Here is a 17,849-nt window from a genome sequence, read left to right on the forward strand (position 1 = left end):
CCGGTCCGCCCGCGGGGCCAGGCTGTGTCCGGCGGATGGTGCAGCGCCCCGTAGGGGCGCGGGGAACTGCGCGATCGGCCACCGACGGCCCGCAGTCGAGGCGCCTCCCCGGCACCCCGTCTGCGGGCACGTCCTGGCTGATCGCGCAGTTCCCCGCGCCCCTACGGGGCACGGCCTAGCCCCGCAGGGGCAGCGCCTGGCCGGCTACGACCAGCACGACGTGCTCGCACTCGTCGGCCAGCGCAGCGTTCAGGCGGCCCAGCTCGTCGCGGAAGCGGCGCCCCGACGCCGTCGCGGGCACCACGCCGGAGCCGGTCTCGTTGGTCACCAGCACCACCGACCGCCGTGTCCGCCGTATCGCCGCCACCAGTTCCCCCACCCGCTCGGCCAGGGCCGCCGCCCCGCCGCCGGCCCACGTCTCGTCGTCCCAGGCGCCGACCGTGTCCATCGCGTCCGTCAGCCACAGCGACAGGCAGTCGATCAGCAGGGGCGGCCCGTCGTCCGCGAGGAGCGGCACCAGGTCGCAGGTCTCGAGCGTGCGCCAGGAGCCGGGGCGGCGTTCGCGGTGCCGGGCCACGCGGGCGGCCCAGTCGCGGTCGCCGTCGCGGGTGCCGCCGGTGGCGACGTAGAGGACGTCGGGGAAGGACTCCAGGCGGCGTTCGGCCTCGACGGACTTGCCGGAGCGGGCCCCGCCGGTGACGAGGGTGCGGCGGGGCACGTCGGGTACGGCGTGGTAGTCGCCGACGACGAGGGTGGTGCCGTCGGGCACGGCCCGGGCGCCGGCCGCGGCGAGGCGTCGGCGCAGTTCGCGCCCGGGGGGCACGTCGTGGTCGAGGTGGACGGCGATGACGTCGGTGGTCGCCCCCACGGCGCCGGTCTCCCGCAGCCGGGCCAGGGCGTCGGGGCGGCCGACGACGTCCAGCAGGACCATGGCGTACGGGGCGGGGGGCGCCCCGGCCAGTCCGGCCGGTGCCGCGCCGGGGGGCAGGTACAGCAGCCGTTCCCCGTCGGGGCCGGTGACCTCGTACCCCGTACCGGGCGCGTCGAGGGCCAGGGCCCGCACGCGGTGTCCGCTGATGACCGACAGCTCGCGCCCGTCGGGGACCCGGACGGGCGCCGGCAGGCCGGCGGGGAGTTCGACGGCGGGGCCGTCGTGCGGGTGGGAGAGCAGCACCTGCCGGACGCCGGCGATGGAACGTCCCGCCCGCGCGGCGGCGAAGACCGGCCCCGGGGTGAGGTCGAGCAGCAGGGCGTCGTCGACGAGCAGGGCCGTCGCGGCCCGCGCGGCCTCACCGGTGGCGCAGGCGCAGGCGGCGCAGGGGCAGCCGGGGCGGGGCAGGCCGTCGGGGGCGCCGGTGCCCAGGAGAGTCAGTTCCACATCACTGATCGTCTCGCGTCCGGATCCGGTGGTCGCGCGGGGCTCACCCTTTCTCGTCCGGCCGATACGCTGGGACCCCCGATGCCCAGGAGGCGCACATGGCGTGGACGTGGCGGTTCGAGAAGACCGACGGGACGGAGACGGCTCCGGGTGTGGAGCCGGAGGAGTTCACCACGCAGGGGGACGCGGAGTCCTGGCTCGGCGAGCACTGGCGGGCGCTGCTGGAGGGCGGCGCGGACCAGGTGCGGCTCTTCGAGGACGACTCCGAGGTCTACGAGGGCCCCATGAGCCTGCACGCGGCCGCCGAGGAGTGAGTCGCGCCGGTGCGCGGCGGCGGGGTCAGCCGCCGCGCACCCCGCACAGGTGCAGCAGGGCCGCGACCGCCCGGTAGGGGTCGGTGCGGCCGGCCCGTTCCTCGGCGGCGAGCAGCCGGTGGAGTCCGTCCGCGGCGGGGGCCGGGCCGTCGTCGGGGGCGAGGTCGGTGAAGACCCGCACGCCGTACCAGGCACGCAGCGGGGCGCCGATGCCGGTCAGAGTCGCGGTGAGCGCCTCGCGCCCGTCGGCGCGGGCGGCCAGGCCCAGGCGGTTGGTGTAGTGGGGCGAGTCGAAGGCCGCGAGCGCGGTGTCCCAGTCGCCGGCCAGGCCCGGCCGCAGGGCCAGGGCGTCGGCGTTGCGCACGAGCAGGGACAGCAGTCCGCCGGGGGCCAGCACACGGGCCAGCGCGGCGATCATGGGGTCGGGCTCGGGCACGTACATCAGCACGCCGTGGCAGAGCACCACGTCGAAGGCGCCGGGCGGGAAGTGGGCCCCGGCCTCCCGGCCGTCACCGCGCACGACGCGCATGCGCTCCTGGATGCCGGGCGGTTCGGCGGCCACGGCCCGCTGCAGGGCCGTGATCATCGCCGGGTCCCGCTCCAGGCCGGTGACCTCGTGGCCGGCCCGGGCCAGCCGCACCGCCTGGGTGCCCTGGCCGGGGCCGACATCGAGCACGCGCAGGCGTCGGCCGACCGGGAAGAGGGCGGATATCTGCTCGTCGACCTGGCGGGCGACGAGCTCCTGACGGACGGTGTTCCGCAGCCCCCCGAGCCCGCTCAGCCACTCCTGTGCGCCGCCGCCGAAGCCGGGGGCGTAACCGCTCAGTGCTTCTCCCCGCGCTTGACCTTCGGCTTGGGCAGCCGCAGGCGGCGCATCTGGAGGGTGCGCATCAGCGCGTAGGGCACGGCGCCCTTGAGGTTCTCATCAGGGAAGCGCTGCTTGAGGGCGCGCTTCAGGGTGAGGCCGAGGAAGACGGAGTTGAGGACGATCGCGAGGATGACCACGAGCCAGGCCAGCAGCACGTAGGCCTGGAACGCCCCGCGGTTGATCATGCTCAGGACGAGGATCAGCACCGCCAGCGGCAGGAAGAACTCCGACACGGAGTAGCGGGCGTCGACGAAGTCGCGGGCGTAGGCGCGCACCGGGCCCTTGTCGCGCACGGGCAGGTAGCGCTCGTCGCCGTTGGCCAGGGCCTCGCGCTGGCGGGCGAGGTCGGCGCGGCGCGCCTCCCGGGCCCGCTTGCCGGCCTCCTTGCGGTCGGCCGGCGTGTGGGCCAGGCTGCGCCGCCGGGCGGTCTCGCTGCGCTTGGGCGTGGGGCGGCCCTTGGGGGCCTGCGGGTCACGGGGCTGCTTGGGCCGGTCCACGCTCACCTGGGGCGACGTGGCCTGCGCTTCCTTCGAACGGCTTCGGAACACGGAACCCAAGGGTACGGCCTTCGCCCGGCGCCCCACCGGCCCGCCCGGGCACGATCCGGCAACGACGGGTGCACGCCCGGCGCGGAGCGCCCCCTTCCGCCCCCGGGGGCCCACTACTCCTCGGGCCGGAGACGACGCGGTCCGCGATCGTCCTGCAGGAGGAGCGCATCCGGGCTCGGACAGTGCGGTAATGGAAGCAGGGCCCGTAGTGTGGGTTCTGCAAGGTTGTGCTGGAGTCCTGGCCGGTCCGCCCGGTCGGTCGGAGAGCTAGACGGTCAGAAGGGGGCGCGCGAGGCCCATGAGCGGTGTCATGAAGCGGATGGGGATGATCTTCCGCGCGAAGGCCAACAAGGCCCTGGACCGGGCCGAGGACCCGCGCGAGACCCTCGACTACTCGTACCAGAAGCAGCTGGAGCTGCTGCAGAAGGTGCGCCGCGGGGTCGCGGACGTCGCGACGTCCCGCAAGCGCCTGGAGCTGCAGCTGGGCCAGCTGCAGAGCCAGTCGACCAAGCTGGAGGAGCAGGGCCGCAAGGCGCTCGCGCTCGGCCGCGAGGACCTGGCCCGTGAGGCGCTCACCCGTCGGGCGGCGCTCCAGCAGCAGGTCAGCGACCTGCAGACGCAGCACCAGACCCTCCAGGGCGAGGAGGAGAAGCTCACCCTCGCCTCCCAGCGCCTGCAGGCCAAGGTGGACGCCTTCCGCACCAAGAAGGAGACCATCAAGGCGACCTACACCGCCGCCCAGGCCCAGACCCGCATCGGCGAGGCCTTCTCCGGCATCTCCGAGGAGATGGGCGACGTAGGCCTGGCCATCCAGCGCGCCGAGGACAAGACCGCCCAGATGCAGGCCCGGGCCGGTGCCATCGACGAGCTGCTCGCCTCCGGCGCGCTCGACGACCCGACGGGCATGGCCAAGGACGACCTCACCGCCGAGCTCGACCGCCTCTCCGGCGGCTCGGACGTGGAGCTGGAACTGCAGCGGATGAAGGCCGAGCTCGCCGGTGGCGGCGAGCGCCAGGCCATCGAGGGCGGCGCCGGTCAGCAGGCGCAGCAGGCCCACCACCAGGACCGCCCGCGCTTCGACAAGAGCTGACCCGAGGAGGCCGGACATGATCGTACGGATCATGGGGGAGGGCCAGTGGAAGGTCGACGACGCGCACTTCGCCGAGCTCAACAAGCTCGACGACGAGCTGCTGGAGGAGATGGAGAGCGGTGACGAGGCCGGCTTCCGCCGCACCCTCGGTGCCCTGCTCGACGCCGTGCGCCGGCTGGGCGGCCCGCTGCCCGACGACGCCCTCGAACCGTCCGAACTGATCCTGCCCGGGCGCGACGCCACGCTGGCGGAGGTCCGCGAGCTGCTCGGCGACGACGGCCTCATCCCCGGGTGACCGCACCGCCGGCCGGCACGCGCCGCACGGCACGACCCCGACCACCGCATCGCGCCCCCGTCCGCCCGGGACGGGGGCGCGACTCGCTCACCGCCCGCGCCACGGCCCCGGAGGGGACCTGCGATGACCGCCCTCGCCGGCACCGGCCTCGCCCGGCCGCACCGCTGGCTGCGCAGCCACCCGTACGCCGCCGACGGCCTGCTGGCCGTCGTCGTCTTCGCGCTCGTCCTCATCGGCGTCTACCTCGGCCCGCACCCCGACCGCCGGATCCCGGCGGCCGGCTTCGTGCTGCTGTCGGCGGCCGCCTCCGCCTGTCTGATCGCCCGGCGCCTGGTGCCGCGCGCCGTCCTCGCCCTGACGTGCGTCCTGACCGTCGTGGCCACGGTCGCCGACCACGACGGGCCGGCCCGCACCCAGATCGCCATGAGCGCCGCCGTCGCCCTGTACACGGTCGCCGCCCGCACCGAGCGCCCCACCGCCTGGCGGATCGTGGCCGGCACGGTCGCCGTGCTGACGGGCGTCGTCATGTTCTTCGGGCCCCCGCCCTGGTACGCGCAGGAGAACTTCGGCCTGCTGGCCTGGACCGCGCTGGCCGGTGCCGCCGGCGACGCCGTCCGCAGCCGCCGGGCCTACGTGGCCGCCGTCGAGGAGCGCGCCCTGCGCGCCGAGCGCACCCGCGAGGAGGAGGCCCGCCGCCGCGTCGCCGAGGAGCGGCTGCGCATCGCCCGTGAGCTGCACGACGTCGTCGCCCACCACATCGCGCTGGTCAACGTCCAGGCCGGGGTGGCCTCGCACGTCATGGACAGCCGCCCCGACCAGGCCCGGCAGGCCCTGGCCCACGTCCGCGAGGCCGGCCGCTCGGCCCTGGAGGAGTTACGGGCCACCGTCGGGCTGCTGCGGCAGTACGGCGACCCGGAGGCGCCCACCGAGCCGGCGCCCGGCCTCGGCGTGCTGGACCAGCTCGTCGACGGCTTCGGCCGGGTGGGCCTGCACGTCGACGTCGTCGCCGCCTCCACGTTGCCCGGCGGGCCCGGCACCGGCCGGGGCGCGGCGAAGGCCGCCGCGGTCGTCGGGCCGCTGCCGGCGGCCGTGGACCTCACCGCCTACCGGGTGCTGCAGGAGGCCCTGACGAATGTGCACAAGCACGCCGGCCCCGGCGCCCGTGCCGAGGTCGCCCTGCTGCGCAGCGCGGACCGGCTGGACCTGACGGTGCTGGACGACGGCGGGGTCCGCGGGGAGGCACCCGGGACGGAGGCGGACCAGGGTGAGGACGAGGGCGAGGACGCGCCGGGCGGGCACGGCCTGATCGGCATGCGCGAGCGCGCCGCTGCGCTCGGCGGCACCTGCGAGGCCGGCCCGCGCGGCGGATCGGTGGCGGCCGGCTTCCGGGTGCGTACCGTCCTGCCGCTGCAGTCGCGCTCCGCACGGGACGGGCAGGGGCCGGCCGGACCCTAGGCTGAGCCGCATGACTGAGCCGATCACCGTGGTCCTGGCGGACGACCAGGCGCTGCTGCGCAGCGCGTTCAAGGTACTGGTCGAGTCCGAGCCGGGCATGCGGGTCGTGGGGGAGGCGGCGGACGGTGCCGCGGCGGTGCGCCTGGCGCGTGCGCACGTGCCGGACGTGGTGCTGATGGACATCAGGATGCCGGGGACGGACGGGCTCGCCGCCACGCGCGAGATCTGCGCCGATCCGGCGCTGGGGGCGGTACGGGTGGTGATGCTGACGACGTTCGAGGCCGACGAGTACGTGGTGGAGGCGCTGCGGGCCGGCGCCTCGGGCTTCCTGGGCAAGGGCGCGGAGCCGGAGGAGCTGCTGGCCGCGATACGCATCGCGGCGGCGGGGGAGGCGCTGCTGTCGCCGGCGGCGACGAAGGGCCTGATCGCGCGGTTCCTCGCGCAGCCGCAGGGCACCGGGCACGACCCCTCGGGCCCGGGCCCGACGGGCCTGGAGGGGCTGACGGCGCGGGAGCGGGAGGTGCTGGTGCAGGTGGCCCGGGGGCTGTCGAACGACCAGATCGGCGAGCGGCTGGCGGTGAGCCCGCTGACCGTCAAGACGCATGTGAACCGCGCGATGGCCAAGCTGGGCGCGCGCGACCGGGCCCAGCTGGTGGTGGTCGCGTACGAGTCGGGCCTGGTGCAGCCGGGCACGGGGTGAGCGCAGAACGAACGAAAAGGGCGGGGCGCGCACGTAGCGCCCCGCCCTTTTCGTTCGCCGCTACGGCAGGGCCAGCATCCGCTCCAGGGCGAGCTTGGAGAAGCTCGCGACCTCGGGGTCGACCTCGATGCGGTTGACGACCTTGCCGTCGGCCAGGGACTCCAGGGCCCACACCAGGTGCGGCAGGTCGATGCGGTTCATGGTGGAGCAGAAGCAGACGGTCTTGTCGAGGAAGACGATCTCCTTGCCCTGGTCGGCGAAACGGTTCGCCAGGCGCCGGACCAGGTTCAGCTCCGTACCGATGGCCCACTTCGAGCCGGCCGGGGCGGCCTCCAGCGTCTTGATGATGTACTCCGTGGAGCCGACGTAGTCGGCCGCCGCGACGACCTCGTGCCGGCACTCGGGGTGCACCAGGACGTTCACGCCCGGGATGCGCTCGCGCACATCGTTGACGGAGTCCAGCGAGAAGCGGCCGTGCACGGAGCAGTGGCCGCGCCACAGGATCATCTTGGCCGCGCGCAGCTCCTCGGCGGTCAGGCCGCCGTTCGGCTTGTGCGGGTTGTAGACGACGCAGTCCTCCAGCGACATGCCCATGTCGCGCACTGCGGTGTTGCGGCCCAGGTGCTGGTCGGGCAGGAAGAGCACCTTCTCGCCCTGCTCGAACGCCCACTTCAGGGCCCGCTCGGCGTTGGAGGAGGTGCAGATGGTGCCGCCGTGCTTGCCGGTGAAGGCCTTGATGTCGGCGGAGGAGTTCATGTACGAGACGGGGACCGTCACCTCGGCGATGCCGGCCTCGGTCAGCACGTCCCAGCACTCGGCGACCTGCTCGGCGGTGGCCATGTCGGCCATCGAGCAGCCGGCGGCCAGGTCCGGGAGGATGACCTGCTGGGCGTCGCCGGTGAGGATGTCGGCCGACTCGGCCATGAAGTGCACGCCGCAGAAGACGATGTACTCCGCGTCCGGCCGGGCGGCCGCGTCGCGCGCCAGCTTGAAGGAGTCGCCGGTCACGTCCGCGAACTGGATGACCTCGTCGCGCTGGTAGTGGTGGCCCAGGACGAAGACCTTGTCCCCGAGCCGCGCCTTGGCCGCCCGGGCCCGCTCCACCAGGTCCGGGTCGGACGGTGCCGGCAGGTCGCCGGGGCACTCCACGCCACGCTCGCTCTTCGGGTCGGCCTCACGGCCGAGCAGCAGCAGGGCGAGCGGCGAGGCGGAGGGGTCCTGGAACTCCAGGGGCTGGGCGGTGGTCACGACACGCACCCTTTCTTTCTGCGGACGGCCGGTAGGCTTAATCGTCAATTTGACGCTATCTATCATAACCGGTTCGTGTCAGCTTGACGATGCCGCTCGCGTCAATGTGACGCATTCCCGATCCGGCGACGGGTGTGCGAGCATGAAAGGCGGGCGTCACCGTGTGGACACCCGCAGCCCCGGAATGAATCCGGGACCACGTCGGTTGCTGGCGTAAGCAAGCAGTCCGCACCCGTACCAAAGACCCGGGAGTGAAGCAGATGTCCGTTCAGGACGAGAAGACCACTGTGAGCGACGGCATCCTCCTGTCCGACGCCGCGGCCGCCAAGGTCAAGAGCCTGCTGGAGCAGGAAGGCCGCGACGACCTCGCCCTGCGCGTCGCCGTCCAGCCCGGTGGCTGCTCCGGTCTGCGCTACCAGCTCTTCTTCGACGAGCGCTCGCTCGACGGCGATGTCGTCAAGGACTTCGACGGCGTCAAGGTCGTCACCGACCGCATGAGCGCCCCGTACCTGGGCGGTGCCTCCATCGACTTCGTCGACACCATCGAGAAGCAGGGCTTCACGATCGACAACCCCAACGCCACCGGCTCCTGCGCCTGCGGCGACTCGTTCAGCTAAATCGGCCGAACGCCCGACGTGAGGAAGGGCGGCACCCCTCGGGGGTGCCGCCCTTCTGCCACTTCGGCTACTTCTCCTGCAGTGCGTTCACCTTGGCACCCGTCGCCAGGTCCACCACCGACCGGTCGCCCAGCGGCTCGTCCAGCGAGACCGTCGTGTCGAAGCGCTTGAGCATCAGGACGCAGTAGCGGCCCGGCTCCTTCTCGGTCGCGGTGACCTTGACCGTCACCGCCCGCTCCGACTGCTCGGCGGAGGCCGCGAAGGTGCTGCACACCCCGCCCCAGAAGTGCAGGACGAGCTTCCTGCCGCCGTCGGCCGGCGTGTACGACTCCACGCGCACCGGCCCCGACTTCGCCGGCGGCGAGGTCGGGGTGCCGGACGGCGCCGCGCTGCCGCCGCCCCGCCCGGCGATGAACTTCGGATCGACCGCCGGCTGGGCCACCGTGATCGTGTCGCCCTTGGGCATGCCCGGCATCTCCACCGCGAACAGCCACGACGGCACCAGCGCCGGCCGGCCCCCCACGGACTGCGCCGACAGCGCGAACGTCGCCCCGCGCACCGTCGCCGGCTCCGGACCCCTGCCGGGCGGCGTCGAGCACCCGGCGTCCGGCGTCGGGGCGTCCTCCCGGAAGGGGACCGCCGTCGCGCAGCCGCCCGTCGTCGGACGGCCGGTGCCGGCGCCCTTGTTCAGCTCGTCGAGCGCCTGCCGCGCGGTCACCAGCGGATACGTCGCCCCCGCCGGCGGCAGCTGCAGCTGCCCGTTGCCCGAGGCCACCTTGCCGTCCGCACCCACCTGCAGGGTGGTCTGCCAGCCATAGGTGGGCAGCGAGCCCACCACCGGATCGGCCGTCACCGTGCGCAGGGCGCCGAAGACCTTGCTAGCGTCCGTCCTCGCCCCCTCCTGACCCAGGGCCTTCAGCACGGGGGCCGCGGCCTTGCGCGCCGTGTCCTGCGACACCGGCTGCGCGGCGGCGGGGTCCGGCGGCGGGGGCGAACCGTCCTTGAACGAGGGGCACTTCGCTCCGGGCCCCTCGGGCTCCTGCCGCGGGCCCGCACCCGGCGGGTGCTCGCAGTGCGCGCCGCCGGGCACGCCGTAACGCGTGTACGCCCAACTGCCCGGGCCCTGCCGGCCCACCTGCAGCGTGGGCCCCGCCGCGTCGGGGGTGCCGCCCACCGTCCAGGTGTCGCCGTTCAGCCGGGGCGTACCGGAGATCCCCAGCGCCTCGGCCAGCGCGGCCACCTGGTCGGCGGTCACCTCGCGCGCCGGCAGCCGGACGGCGGCCGTGCGCGGCCCGTCCGGCAGCGTGCCCGCCGCCCGGTAGAGCACGCCGTGCGGATCCGGCTCGCCCGGTGCAATGCCCTGCGAGGGCCCGCCCGAGCCCGTCCGGGCGCCGTAGCCGTCCAGTGCCAGGGGTGGTGGGGTACTGCTGTTGCCGCCGGCCGCGGGCGCCGGGGCGCCGCCGCCCTCCGAGGCCGTGGACGCCCAGTACGCGGCGCCGCCACCGGCCAGCAGGACGGCCGCCGCCACCGACGCCACCACCAGCGGCGAGCGCCGCCGCCGTGTGCCCGGGCCGCCGCCCGAAGTGCCGCCCTCGGTGCCCTCGGTGCTCACCGCATCGCTCCTTCGCTCCGCTCAAAGTGAAGTACTGCCGCATCCCCCCGGAAGAGGACGCCACTTGGACGGGGCGCAGGAGCCGTCGGTTCCACCCGATGCCGGACCGCGTCGTCAGTCGCCGTACTCCGCCATCGCGTCCAGCAGCCGGGCCGAGCGCGCGGGCACCGAGATCCCGTGGATGAGCGACAGCGGCGTCCGCTCGGCGGCACCCCGCCCCCCGGGGGTCCTGGGGGTGCCCCACTCCGGGGCCATCCGGGCGCAGCAGCGGCACAGCTCGGCCAGCGAACCCGGCTCCCGGGGCGATGTGACGTCCTTCACAGTCTTCGGCATACCCGCACCGTACGCACGCGACGGCGTGCCGTGAAAGACCTACTATTAGGTAGATTTATGCACGGAGCGGCGAGAACCGGACCCGGTCGTGCTCCCGCGAACCGGTAACGTGGGATGGCTCGTCATGCTCAGCCATGTCCCCGTCCCACGCCCTCAGGGAGCAGACCCTCCGTGCGTATCGCTGTCACCGGCTCCATCGCCACCGACCACCTGATGACCTTCCCCGGCCGCTTCGCCGACCAGCTCGTGGCGGACCAGCTGCACACCGTCTCCCTCTCCTTCCTCGTCGACGAACTCGACGTGCGTCGCGGCGGCGTCGGTCCCAACATCTGCTTCGGCATGGGCCTGCTGGGTCTGCGGCCCGTCCTCGTCGGTGCCGCCGGCAACGACTTCGCCGACTACCGCGCCTGGCTCGACCGGCACGGCGTCGACACCGCCTCCGTGCACATCTCCGAGGTCCTGCACACCGCGCGGTTCGTCTGCACCACGGACACCGATCACAACCAGATCGCGTCCTTCTACACCGGTGCCATGAGCGAGGCCCGCCAGATCGAGCTGCAGCCGGTGGCCGACCGCGTCGGCGGCCTGGACCTCGTCCTCATCGGTGCCGACGACCCCGAGGCGATGCTGCGCCACACCGAGGAGTGCCGCACCCGCGGCATCCCCTTCGCCGCCGACCCCTCCCAGCAGCTCGCCCGCATGGACGGCGACGACATCCGGGTGCTGGTCGACGGGGCGACGTACCTGTTCAACAACGAGTACGAGAAGGCGCTCATCGAGTCCAAGACGGGCTGGACGGGCGAGGAGATCCTCGAGCGCGTCGGCACCCGCGTCACCACCCTCGGCTCGCGCGGCGTGCGCATCGAGCGGCGCGGCGAGCCGGTCATCGAGGTCGGCGTCCCGCAGGAGGAGGCCAAGGTCGACCCGACCGGCGTGGGCGACGCCTTCCGCGCGGGCTTCCTGGCCGGCCTGACGTGGGAGCTGTCGCTGGAGCGCTCGGCCCAGCTGGGCTGCATGCTGGCGACGCTCGTCATCGAGACGCTGGGCACCCAGGAGTACGAGCTGCGCCGCGGCCACTTCATGGAGCGCTTCACCAAGGCGTACGGCGAGGACGCCGCCACCGAGGTGCGCGGGCACCTGGCGTGACAGTCCCCACCTCGCCCGCCCGGTTCGGGGCAATCGGGCGGGCGGGTGGGCGGGGCCGCCGCGGCAGCGGCGGCCGTCAGGCGCGGCGCCGCACCGTGTAGGCCACCCCGCGCTCCGCGGCGCGCTCCCCGAGGTACTCCTGCCCCCGCATCTCGCACCACGCCGGAATGTCCAGGCGCGCCGCCTCGTCGTCGGACAGCACCGTCACCAGCCCCCCGACCGGCACGTCGCCGATCACCTTCGCCAGCTCGATCACCGGAATCGGGCACCGCTTGCCGAGCGAGTCGACGACCAGTTCCTCGCCGGCGGGGGAGACGACGGCCGACGCCCCCGTCGGCGCCCCCAGCTGCTCGCGCACCTCCGCCACCACCCGCGGCAGCGTGTCGAGGAACGCGTCGACCTGCTCCGCCGTCGTGCCGCGCGGCAGCGAGACCCGTACGTTGCCCTCCGACAGCACCCCCATCGCCCGCAGCACATGGCTCGGTTCCAGCGTGCTGGACGTGCACGAGGAGCCGGAGGAGACGGAGAAGCCCGCGCGGTCCAGGGCGTGCAGCAGCGTCTCCCCGTCGACGTACAGGCAGGAGAACGTGACCAGGTGCGGCAGCCGGTGCACCGGGTCGCCGACCACCTCCACGTCGGGGACGAGCTGTGCGACCCGCTCCCGTACGTGGTCGACCAGGACGCGCAGCCGGGCGTCCTCCGCGGCCGCCTCCGCACGCACGGCGCGCAGCGAGGCGGCGGCCGCGACGACGGCGGGGATGTCGGGGTAGCCGGGGGCGCGTCCGTTCTCCCGCTCGTCGGCCGGGCCGGGCAGGGCGAAGCGGGTTCCCTTGCGCACGGCCAGCAGGCCGACCCCGGGCGGGCCGCCCCACTTGTGGGCGCTGGCGGTCAGCAGCGACCAGCCCTCCTCGACCGGGCCCCAGCCCAGCGACTGGGCCGCGTCGACCAGCAGCGGTACGCCCGCCTCCCGGCAGGCCGCGGCCGCCTCGGCCACCGGCTGGCGGGTGCCGACCTCGTGGTTGGCGGACTGCAGGGCGGCGAGGGCGGTGTCGGGGCGCAGGGCGGCGGCCCAGTCGGCGGGGGCGATGCGGCCCGTGCGGCCGACGGGGACCTCGGTCACGGTGCCGCCGGCCGCTTCGAGTGCGGCGCCGGCGTGCAGCACGGCGGAGTGTTCGACGGCGGACACGACCAGGTGGCGGCCGACCCGGCGGCGTCCGGCGAGGGCGCCGGCAATGCCGTCGTGCAGGGCGCGCGTACCCGATGGGGTGAAAACCAGTTCGTCCGGTCGACAGCCCACGGCTTCCGCGGCGGTCTCGCGGGCGGCGTCCAGCAGCAGCCGGGCGCGCCGGCCCTCCCGGTACAGGCGGCTGGGGTCGGCCCAGCCCTCGTCGAGGGCGGCCAGCAGCGCCTGGCGGGCGACCGGGTGCAGAGGGGCGGAGGAGGCGGCGTCGAAGTAGGGCACGAGGGGAACGCTAACCCCATCGCGGGGGGAGTCGGAGCCTGCCCGGCCGGGCGTCTGACGGAGTGCCGGAAGGCCTCCGGAGCTGCAGATTCCACCCCTTCGGGGACCGGACCGGCGCGTTGGGCACCCTCCCCGCGCGGCCCCAGATAGCGTCCAGTAGGGTTTGGTCCGCATAAACATCCAAACCCCTGCCCGCAGCGGGCCGGCGACCGACCAGCGAGACGGCCGCAGCCGGCCGCACGGGCGAGACTCTCGGGAAGGCGCTACGTGAGTCCCAACGGCTCCGACCGCTCGTCGCGGCGCCCGGTGCGGCGGAAGCTGCTGCAGGCGCTGGCCGCGGGCGCTGTCCTGGCGACCGCCACCGGTTGCACATCGAAGGACTTCCCCCGCCTCGGCATGCCAACGCCCGTCACGGAAGAGGCGCCGCGGATCCTCTCCCTCTGGCAGGGCTCCTGGGCCGCTGCCCTGGCGATCGGTGTCCTGGTGTGGGGCCTGATCATCTGGAGCGTCATCTTCCACCGGCGCAGCAGGTCGAAGGTGGAGATTCCCAAGCAGACCCGGTACAACATGCCCATCGAGGCGCTGTACACCGTGGTCCCGATCATCATCGTCTCGGTGCTCTTCTACTTCACCGCGCGCGATGAGAACAAGCTCCTGACGAACCCTGACAAGCCGCAGCACGTCGTCAACGTGGTGGGCTTCCAGTGGAGCTGGGCGTTCAACTACCTGGAGAACGTCGACGGCAACACGGCCACCCCGGCCAAGCCGCTCCGCGAGAACAAGGAGCTCGACGCGATCCCGGACCGGTTCCTGAGCAAGGCACCGCAGGGAGCGGAGGGCGTCTACGAGGTCGGCGTCCCCGGCGACCGCAACCCGCAGACGGGCAACCCGGGCCCGACCCTGTGGCTCCCCAAGGGTGAGACCGTCCAGTTCGTCCTCACCTCGCGCGACGTCATCCACTCCTTCTGGGTGGTGCCGTTCCTGATGAAGCAGGACGTCATCCCGGGCCACACCAACAGCTTCACGGTGACCCCCAACAAGGAGGGCACCTTCCTGGGCAAGTGCGCCGAGCTCTGCGGCCAGGACCACTCCCGGATGCTCTTCAACGTCAAGGTCGTCTCCCCCGAGCGGTACCGGGCGCACCTGAAGGAGCTGGCGGCAAAGGGTCAGACCGGCTACCAGCCGGCGGGCATCGCGCAGACGGATCACGCGAAGAACGCGGAGACCAAGAACAAGTGAGCATCCTCAACGAACCCCAGGGTGCCGCCGCCGCAACAGCCACGGCAGCACCACCCGTACGCCAGAAGCAGCCGGGCAATCAGGTGATCAAGTGGCTCACCACCACTGACCACAAGACCATCGGCACGCTCTACCTGGTCACGTCGTTCGCGTTCTTCTGCATCGGCGGCCTCATGGCGCTCCTCATGCGCGCCGAGCTGGCCCGTCCCGGCACGCAGATCATGTCGAACGAGCAGTTCAACCAGGCGTTCACGATGCACGGCACGATCATGCTGCTGATGTTCGCGACGCCGCTGTTCGCCGGTTTCGCGAACTGGATCATGCCGCTGCAGATCGGTGCGCCCGACGTGGCGTTCCCGCGGCTGAACATGTTCGCCTACTGGCTCTACCTGTTCGGCTCGCTGATCGCGGTGGCCGGCTTCCTCACCCCGCAGGGTGCGGCCGACTTCGGCTGGTTCGCCTACTCCCCGCTGTCGGACGCGGTCCGCTCGCCGGGCGTCGGCGCCGACATGTGGATCATGGGTCTGGCCTTCTCCGGCTTCGGCACGATCCTCGGTTCGGTCAACTTCATCACCACGATCATCTGCATGCGTGCGCCGGGCATGACGATGTTCCGCATGCCGATCTTCACCTGGAACGTGCTGCTGACCGGTGTGCTGGTCCTGCTGGCCTTCCCGGTGCTCGCGGCCGCGCTGTTCGCCCTGGAGGCGGACCGCAAGTTCGGGGCCCACGTCTTCGACGCGGCCAACGGCGGCGCCCTGTTGTGGCAGCACCTCTTCTGGTTCTTCGGCCATCCCGAGGTGTACATCATCGCCCTGCCGTTCTTCGGCATCATCTCCGAGGTCATCCCGGTCTTCTCCCGCAAGCCGATGTTCGGTTACTGGGGCCTGATCGCGGCCACGATCTCGATCGCGGGTCTGTCGGTGACCGTGTGGGCGCACCACATGTACGTCACCGGTGGTGTGCTGCTGCCGTTCTTCTCCTTCATGACCTTCCTGATCGCGGTCCCGACCGGTGTGAAGTTCTTCAACTGGATCGGCACCATGTGGAAGGGCTCGCTGTCCTTCGAGACCCCGATGCTGTGGGCCGTCGGCTTCCTGATCACCTTCACCTTCGGTGGTCTGACCGGCGTCATCCTGGCCTCGCCCCCGATGGACTTCCACGTCTCCGACTCGTACTTCGTCGTCGCGCACTTCCACTACGTCATCTTCGGCACCGTGGTCTTCGCGATGTTCTCCGGCTTCCACTTCTGGTGGCCGAAGTTCACGGGCAAGATGCTGGACGAGCGCCTGGGCAAGATCACCTTCTGGACGCTGTTCGTCGGCTTCCACGGCACCTTCCTCGTCCAGCACTGGCTGGGTGCCGAGGGCATGCCGCGCCGTTACGCCGACTACCTGGCCTCCGACGGCTTCACCACGCTGAACACCATCTCGACCATCAGCTCCTTCCTGCTGGGCCTGTCGATCCTGCCGTTCTTCTACAACGTCTGGAAGACCGCCAAGTACGGCAAGAAGGTCGAGGTCGACGACCCGTGGGGCTACGGCCGTTCGCTGGAGTGGGCGACCTCCTGCCCGCCGCCGCGGCACAACTTCCTCACCCTGCCGCGGATCCGCTCGGAATCCCCGGCGTTCGACCTGCACCACCCGGAGATCGCGGCCCTCGAGCTCGAAGAGAACCTCGCGGGCGAGAAGGCCCTCGCGGGCGGCAAGGAGGCCGGCAAGTGAAGATCCAGGGCCGGATGTTCCTGTGGCTGTCCCTCTTCATCCTCGCCATGGCGGTCGTCTACGGCGTGTGGTCGAAGGAGGTGGCCGGTACCACCGCGCTGTTCATGGCCTTCGGTCTGTGCGTCATGGTCGGCTACTACCTGGCGTTCACTGCGCGCCGGGTGGACGCCGGTGCGCAGGACAACAAGGAGGCCGACGTCGCCGACGACGCCGGTGAGCTGGGCTTCTTCGCCCCGCACAGCTGGCAGCCGCTCTCCCTGGCCGTCGGTGGTGCCCTCGCCTTCATGAGCATCTGCTTCGGCTGGTGGCTCATGTACTTCTCGGCACCGATCATCCTGGTCGGCCTCTTCGGCTGGGTGTTCGAGTTCTACCGCGGCGAGAACCAGAACCAGTAAGGGCTCGCCCCGGCGAACCCCGAAGGGCCCCGCACACCGTCACGGTGTGCGGGGCCCTTTCGCGTGCGGCGGTCGCACACCGCGGGCGCATGCACCGGGACGGGCGGCACCCGTTTGCAGGCGCAGCGAGCGCCGTGCGCGGCCGTTTTTCCTACGGTATGACCATGAACCACTCACCTCGCCGCCGTCCGGCGCGCGGCCGCACGGCAGTGGCCGGCGCCCTGCTGCTGGCCTGCGCGGCCCCGGGGCTCACCGGCTGCGGATCGGGCAACCCGCTGGCCGACCGGCCGTACGACGCCTCGGACCAGGTGGGTGTCGCCGGCGCGGGGGAGACCCGGCAGGCGGACCCGGCCAAGCCGCTGGAGGTGGAGGCCACCGGCGGCGACCGCATCACCGACGTCACCGTCACCGACGCCGCCGGACGCTACGTCAAGGGCGAGCTCGCGCCCGACGGCTCGCGCTGGCACAGCACCGGCGCCCTGTCCGCCGGCGTCCACTACACCGTGCGCGTCAGCACGGAGGACGAGGACGGCGCCCAGGGGCGCCGCACGATCGACTACGAGACCAGCCGGGCCAAGCGGGTGCTGCGCCTCGCCTTCGGCCCGCAGAGCGGCACCTACGGCGTCGGACAGCCCATCACCGCCGAGCTGAGCGAGCCGGTCTCCGACCCGGCCGCCCGGGCCGTGGTCGAGCGCACCCTGCGGGTGGAGTCCGACCCTCCGGTGGAGGGCGCCTGGCACTGGGTGGACAACCGCACCCTGCACTACCGCCCCCAGGAGTACTGGCCCGCGCACGCCACCATCGACGTCCAGGCGGCCCTGGAGGGCATCAAGGTCGGCGGCGGGCTGTACGGCGGGCCGGTGCAGGGCGTCCACCTGACCACCGGTGACCGGGTGGAGGCCATCACCGACGCCAGCGCCCACTACATGACGGTGCTCAAGAACGGCCAGGAGGTCCGCTCCATCCCTGTGACCACCGGCAAGCCCGGCTACGCCACCCGCAACGGCATCAAGGTCGTCCTCGGCCAGGAGTCCTTCGTGCGCATGCGCGGCACCAGCATCGGCATCTCCGAGGGCAGCTCCGACGCCTACGACCTGCCGGTCTACTGGGCCACCCGGGTCACCTGGAGCGGCGAGTACGTGCACGCCGCCCCCTGGTCCGAGGGGTCCCAGGGCTGGGACAACGTCAGCCACGGGTGCACCGGCATGAGCACCGCCAACGCCAAGTGGTTCTTCGACAACGTGCGCGTGGGCGACATCGTCAAGGTCGTCGGCAGCGCCGGGGCCACCATGACGCCCTTCGACAACGGCTTCGGCGACTGGAACATGCCCTGGAAGCAGTGGCGCGAGGGCAGCGCCCTGGTGGCCGGCAAGCGCGAGGGCACCGGCCCGGCCGACACCGCCCGGCTGCGCCCCCAGGTGTGAG

General features: G+C 72.8%; 18 protein-coding genes. 11 read left to right on the plus strand and 7 right to left on the minus strand.

All coding sequences use genetic code 11. The features are described from left to right. Positions 1-175: 175 nt before the first annotated feature. Positions 176-1,378 (minus strand): bifunctional adenosylcobinamide kinase/adenosylcobinamide-phosphate guanylyltransferase, encoded by a 1,203-nt coding sequence (locus tag AB0K17_RS27715; RefSeq protein WP_365969389.1) that lies wholly within the window; start codon positions 1,376-1,378, stop codon positions 176-178. A gap of 98 nt (positions 1,379-1,476) precedes the next feature. Here AB0K17_RS27715 and AB0K17_RS27720 point away from each other — a divergent pair, with 98 nt between their 5' ends. After that, positions 1,477-1,692, plus strand: a complete 216-nt coding sequence (locus AB0K17_RS27720; protein ID WP_365969388.1) for a hypothetical protein — start codon at positions 1,477-1,479, stop codon at positions 1,690-1,692. A gap of 25 nt (positions 1,693-1,717) precedes the next feature. Here the strand turns inward: AB0K17_RS27720 and AB0K17_RS27725 are convergent, their stop codons facing one another. Continuing rightward, positions 1,718-2,473 (minus strand): methyltransferase domain-containing protein, encoded by a 756-nt coding sequence (locus AB0K17_RS27725; protein ID WP_365969392.1) that lies wholly within the window; start codon positions 2,471-2,473, stop codon positions 1,718-1,720. 41 nt (positions 2,474-2,514) lie between these two features. Beyond that, positions 2,515-3,144 carry a DUF3043 domain-containing protein gene (locus AB0K17_RS27730; protein WP_365969387.1) on the minus strand — a complete coding sequence of 210 codons (630 nt, stop codon included), beginning with the start codon at positions 3,142-3,144 and terminating at the stop codon, positions 2,515-2,517. Positions 3,145-3,406: 262 nt separating this feature from the next. Here AB0K17_RS27730 and AB0K17_RS27735 point away from each other — a divergent pair, with 262 nt between their 5' ends. The 4 genes from AB0K17_RS27735 (at position 3,407) to AB0K17_RS27750 (ending at position 6,648) form a co-directional block, all read left to right on the plus strand. Beyond that, positions 3,407-4,198 (plus strand): PspA/IM30 family protein, encoded by a 792-nt coding sequence (locus AB0K17_RS27735; protein WP_344439414.1) that lies wholly within the window; start codon positions 3,407-3,409, stop codon positions 4,196-4,198. 16 nt (positions 4,199-4,214) lie between these two features. Continuing rightward, complete coding sequence (locus AB0K17_RS27740; protein ID WP_365969386.1) at positions 4,215-4,493, plus strand: hypothetical protein; 279 nt, start codon at positions 4,215-4,217, stop codon at positions 4,491-4,493. 123 nt (positions 4,494-4,616) lie between these two features. Next, entirely contained in the window at positions 4,617-5,948 is a 1,332-nt protein-coding gene (locus tag AB0K17_RS27745; RefSeq protein WP_365969385.1) for a histidine kinase, read from the plus strand. Positions 5,949-5,958: 10 nt separating this feature from the next. Then, a complete protein-coding gene (locus AB0K17_RS27750) occupies positions 5,959-6,648 on the plus strand; it encodes a response regulator transcription factor (protein WP_365969384.1) in 690 nt (229 codons plus the stop codon). A 60-nt stretch (positions 6,649-6,708) separates the two neighbouring features. On the opposite strand, the gene nadA is transcribed toward AB0K17_RS27750, so the two are convergent. Continuing rightward, complete coding sequence (nadA, locus tag AB0K17_RS27755; RefSeq protein WP_365969383.1) at positions 6,709-7,896, minus strand: quinolinate synthase NadA; 1,188 nt, start codon at positions 7,894-7,896, stop codon at positions 6,709-6,711. A gap of 260 nt (positions 7,897-8,156) precedes the next feature. On the opposite strand from nadA, the gene erpA reads away from it, so the two are divergent. Next, positions 8,157-8,513: an iron-sulfur cluster insertion protein ErpA gene (gene erpA / locus AB0K17_RS27760; protein WP_004946545.1), complete on the plus strand. Its 357-nt coding sequence runs from the start codon at positions 8,157-8,159 to the stop codon at positions 8,511-8,513. 67 nt (positions 8,514-8,580) lie between these two features. Here the strand turns inward: erpA and AB0K17_RS27765 are convergent, their stop codons facing one another. Both AB0K17_RS27765 and AB0K17_RS27770 read right to left on the minus strand, forming a co-directional pair. After that, positions 8,581-10,125: a hypothetical protein gene (locus tag AB0K17_RS27765; protein WP_365969382.1), complete on the minus strand. Its 1,545-nt coding sequence runs from the start codon at positions 10,123-10,125 to the stop codon at positions 8,581-8,583. Positions 10,126-10,239: 114 nt separating this feature from the next. Then, a complete protein-coding gene (locus AB0K17_RS27770; protein ID WP_365969381.1) occupies positions 10,240-10,458 on the minus strand; it encodes a hypothetical protein in 219 nt (72 codons plus the stop codon). Positions 10,459-10,629: 171 nt separating this feature from the next. Here AB0K17_RS27770 and AB0K17_RS27775 point away from each other — a divergent pair, with 171 nt between their 5' ends. After that, positions 10,630-11,604 (plus strand): carbohydrate kinase family protein, encoded by a 975-nt coding sequence (locus AB0K17_RS27775; protein ID WP_365969380.1) that lies wholly within the window; start codon positions 10,630-10,632, stop codon positions 11,602-11,604. Positions 11,605-11,680: 76 nt separating this feature from the next. On the opposite strand, the gene AB0K17_RS27780 is transcribed toward AB0K17_RS27775, so the two are convergent. Next, complete coding sequence (locus tag AB0K17_RS27780) at positions 11,681-13,066, minus strand: aminotransferase class V-fold PLP-dependent enzyme (RefSeq protein WP_365969379.1); 1,386 nt, start codon at positions 13,064-13,066, stop codon at positions 11,681-11,683. A 267-nt stretch (positions 13,067-13,333) separates the two neighbouring features. Between AB0K17_RS27780 and coxB the strand changes: the two genes are divergently transcribed. The 4 genes from coxB to AB0K17_RS27800 all read left to right on the plus strand — a co-directional run bounded on the left by coxB (position 13,334) and on the right by AB0K17_RS27800 (position 17,848). Next, a complete protein-coding gene (gene coxB / locus AB0K17_RS27785; protein ID WP_365969378.1) occupies positions 13,334-14,305 on the plus strand; it encodes a cytochrome c oxidase subunit II in 972 nt (323 codons plus the stop codon). Continuing rightward, positions 14,302-16,029 carry a cytochrome c oxidase subunit I gene (ctaD, locus tag AB0K17_RS27790; RefSeq protein WP_344439393.1) on the plus strand — a complete coding sequence of 576 codons (1,728 nt, stop codon included), beginning with the start codon at positions 14,302-14,304 and terminating at the stop codon, positions 16,027-16,029. The genes coxB and ctaD overlap by 4 nt, the downstream gene beginning before the upstream one ends. After that, entirely contained in the window at positions 16,026-16,424 is a 399-nt protein-coding gene (locus AB0K17_RS27795; RefSeq protein ID WP_344439391.1) for a cytochrome c oxidase subunit 4, read from the plus strand. Before ctaD ends, AB0K17_RS27795 begins: the two co-directional genes overlap by 4 nt. Positions 16,425-16,588: 164 nt before the next feature. Beyond that, positions 16,589-17,848: an Ig-like domain-containing protein gene (locus AB0K17_RS27800; RefSeq protein ID WP_365969377.1), complete on the plus strand. Its 1,260-nt coding sequence runs from the start codon at positions 16,589-16,591 to the stop codon at positions 17,846-17,848. Position 17,849 lies beyond the last annotated feature (1 nt).

Source organism: Streptomyces sp. NPDC049585 (genome assembly GCF_040675615.1).
GTDB lineage: Bacteria > Actinomycetota > Actinomycetes > Streptomycetales > Streptomycetaceae > Streptomyces > Streptomyces luteosporeus.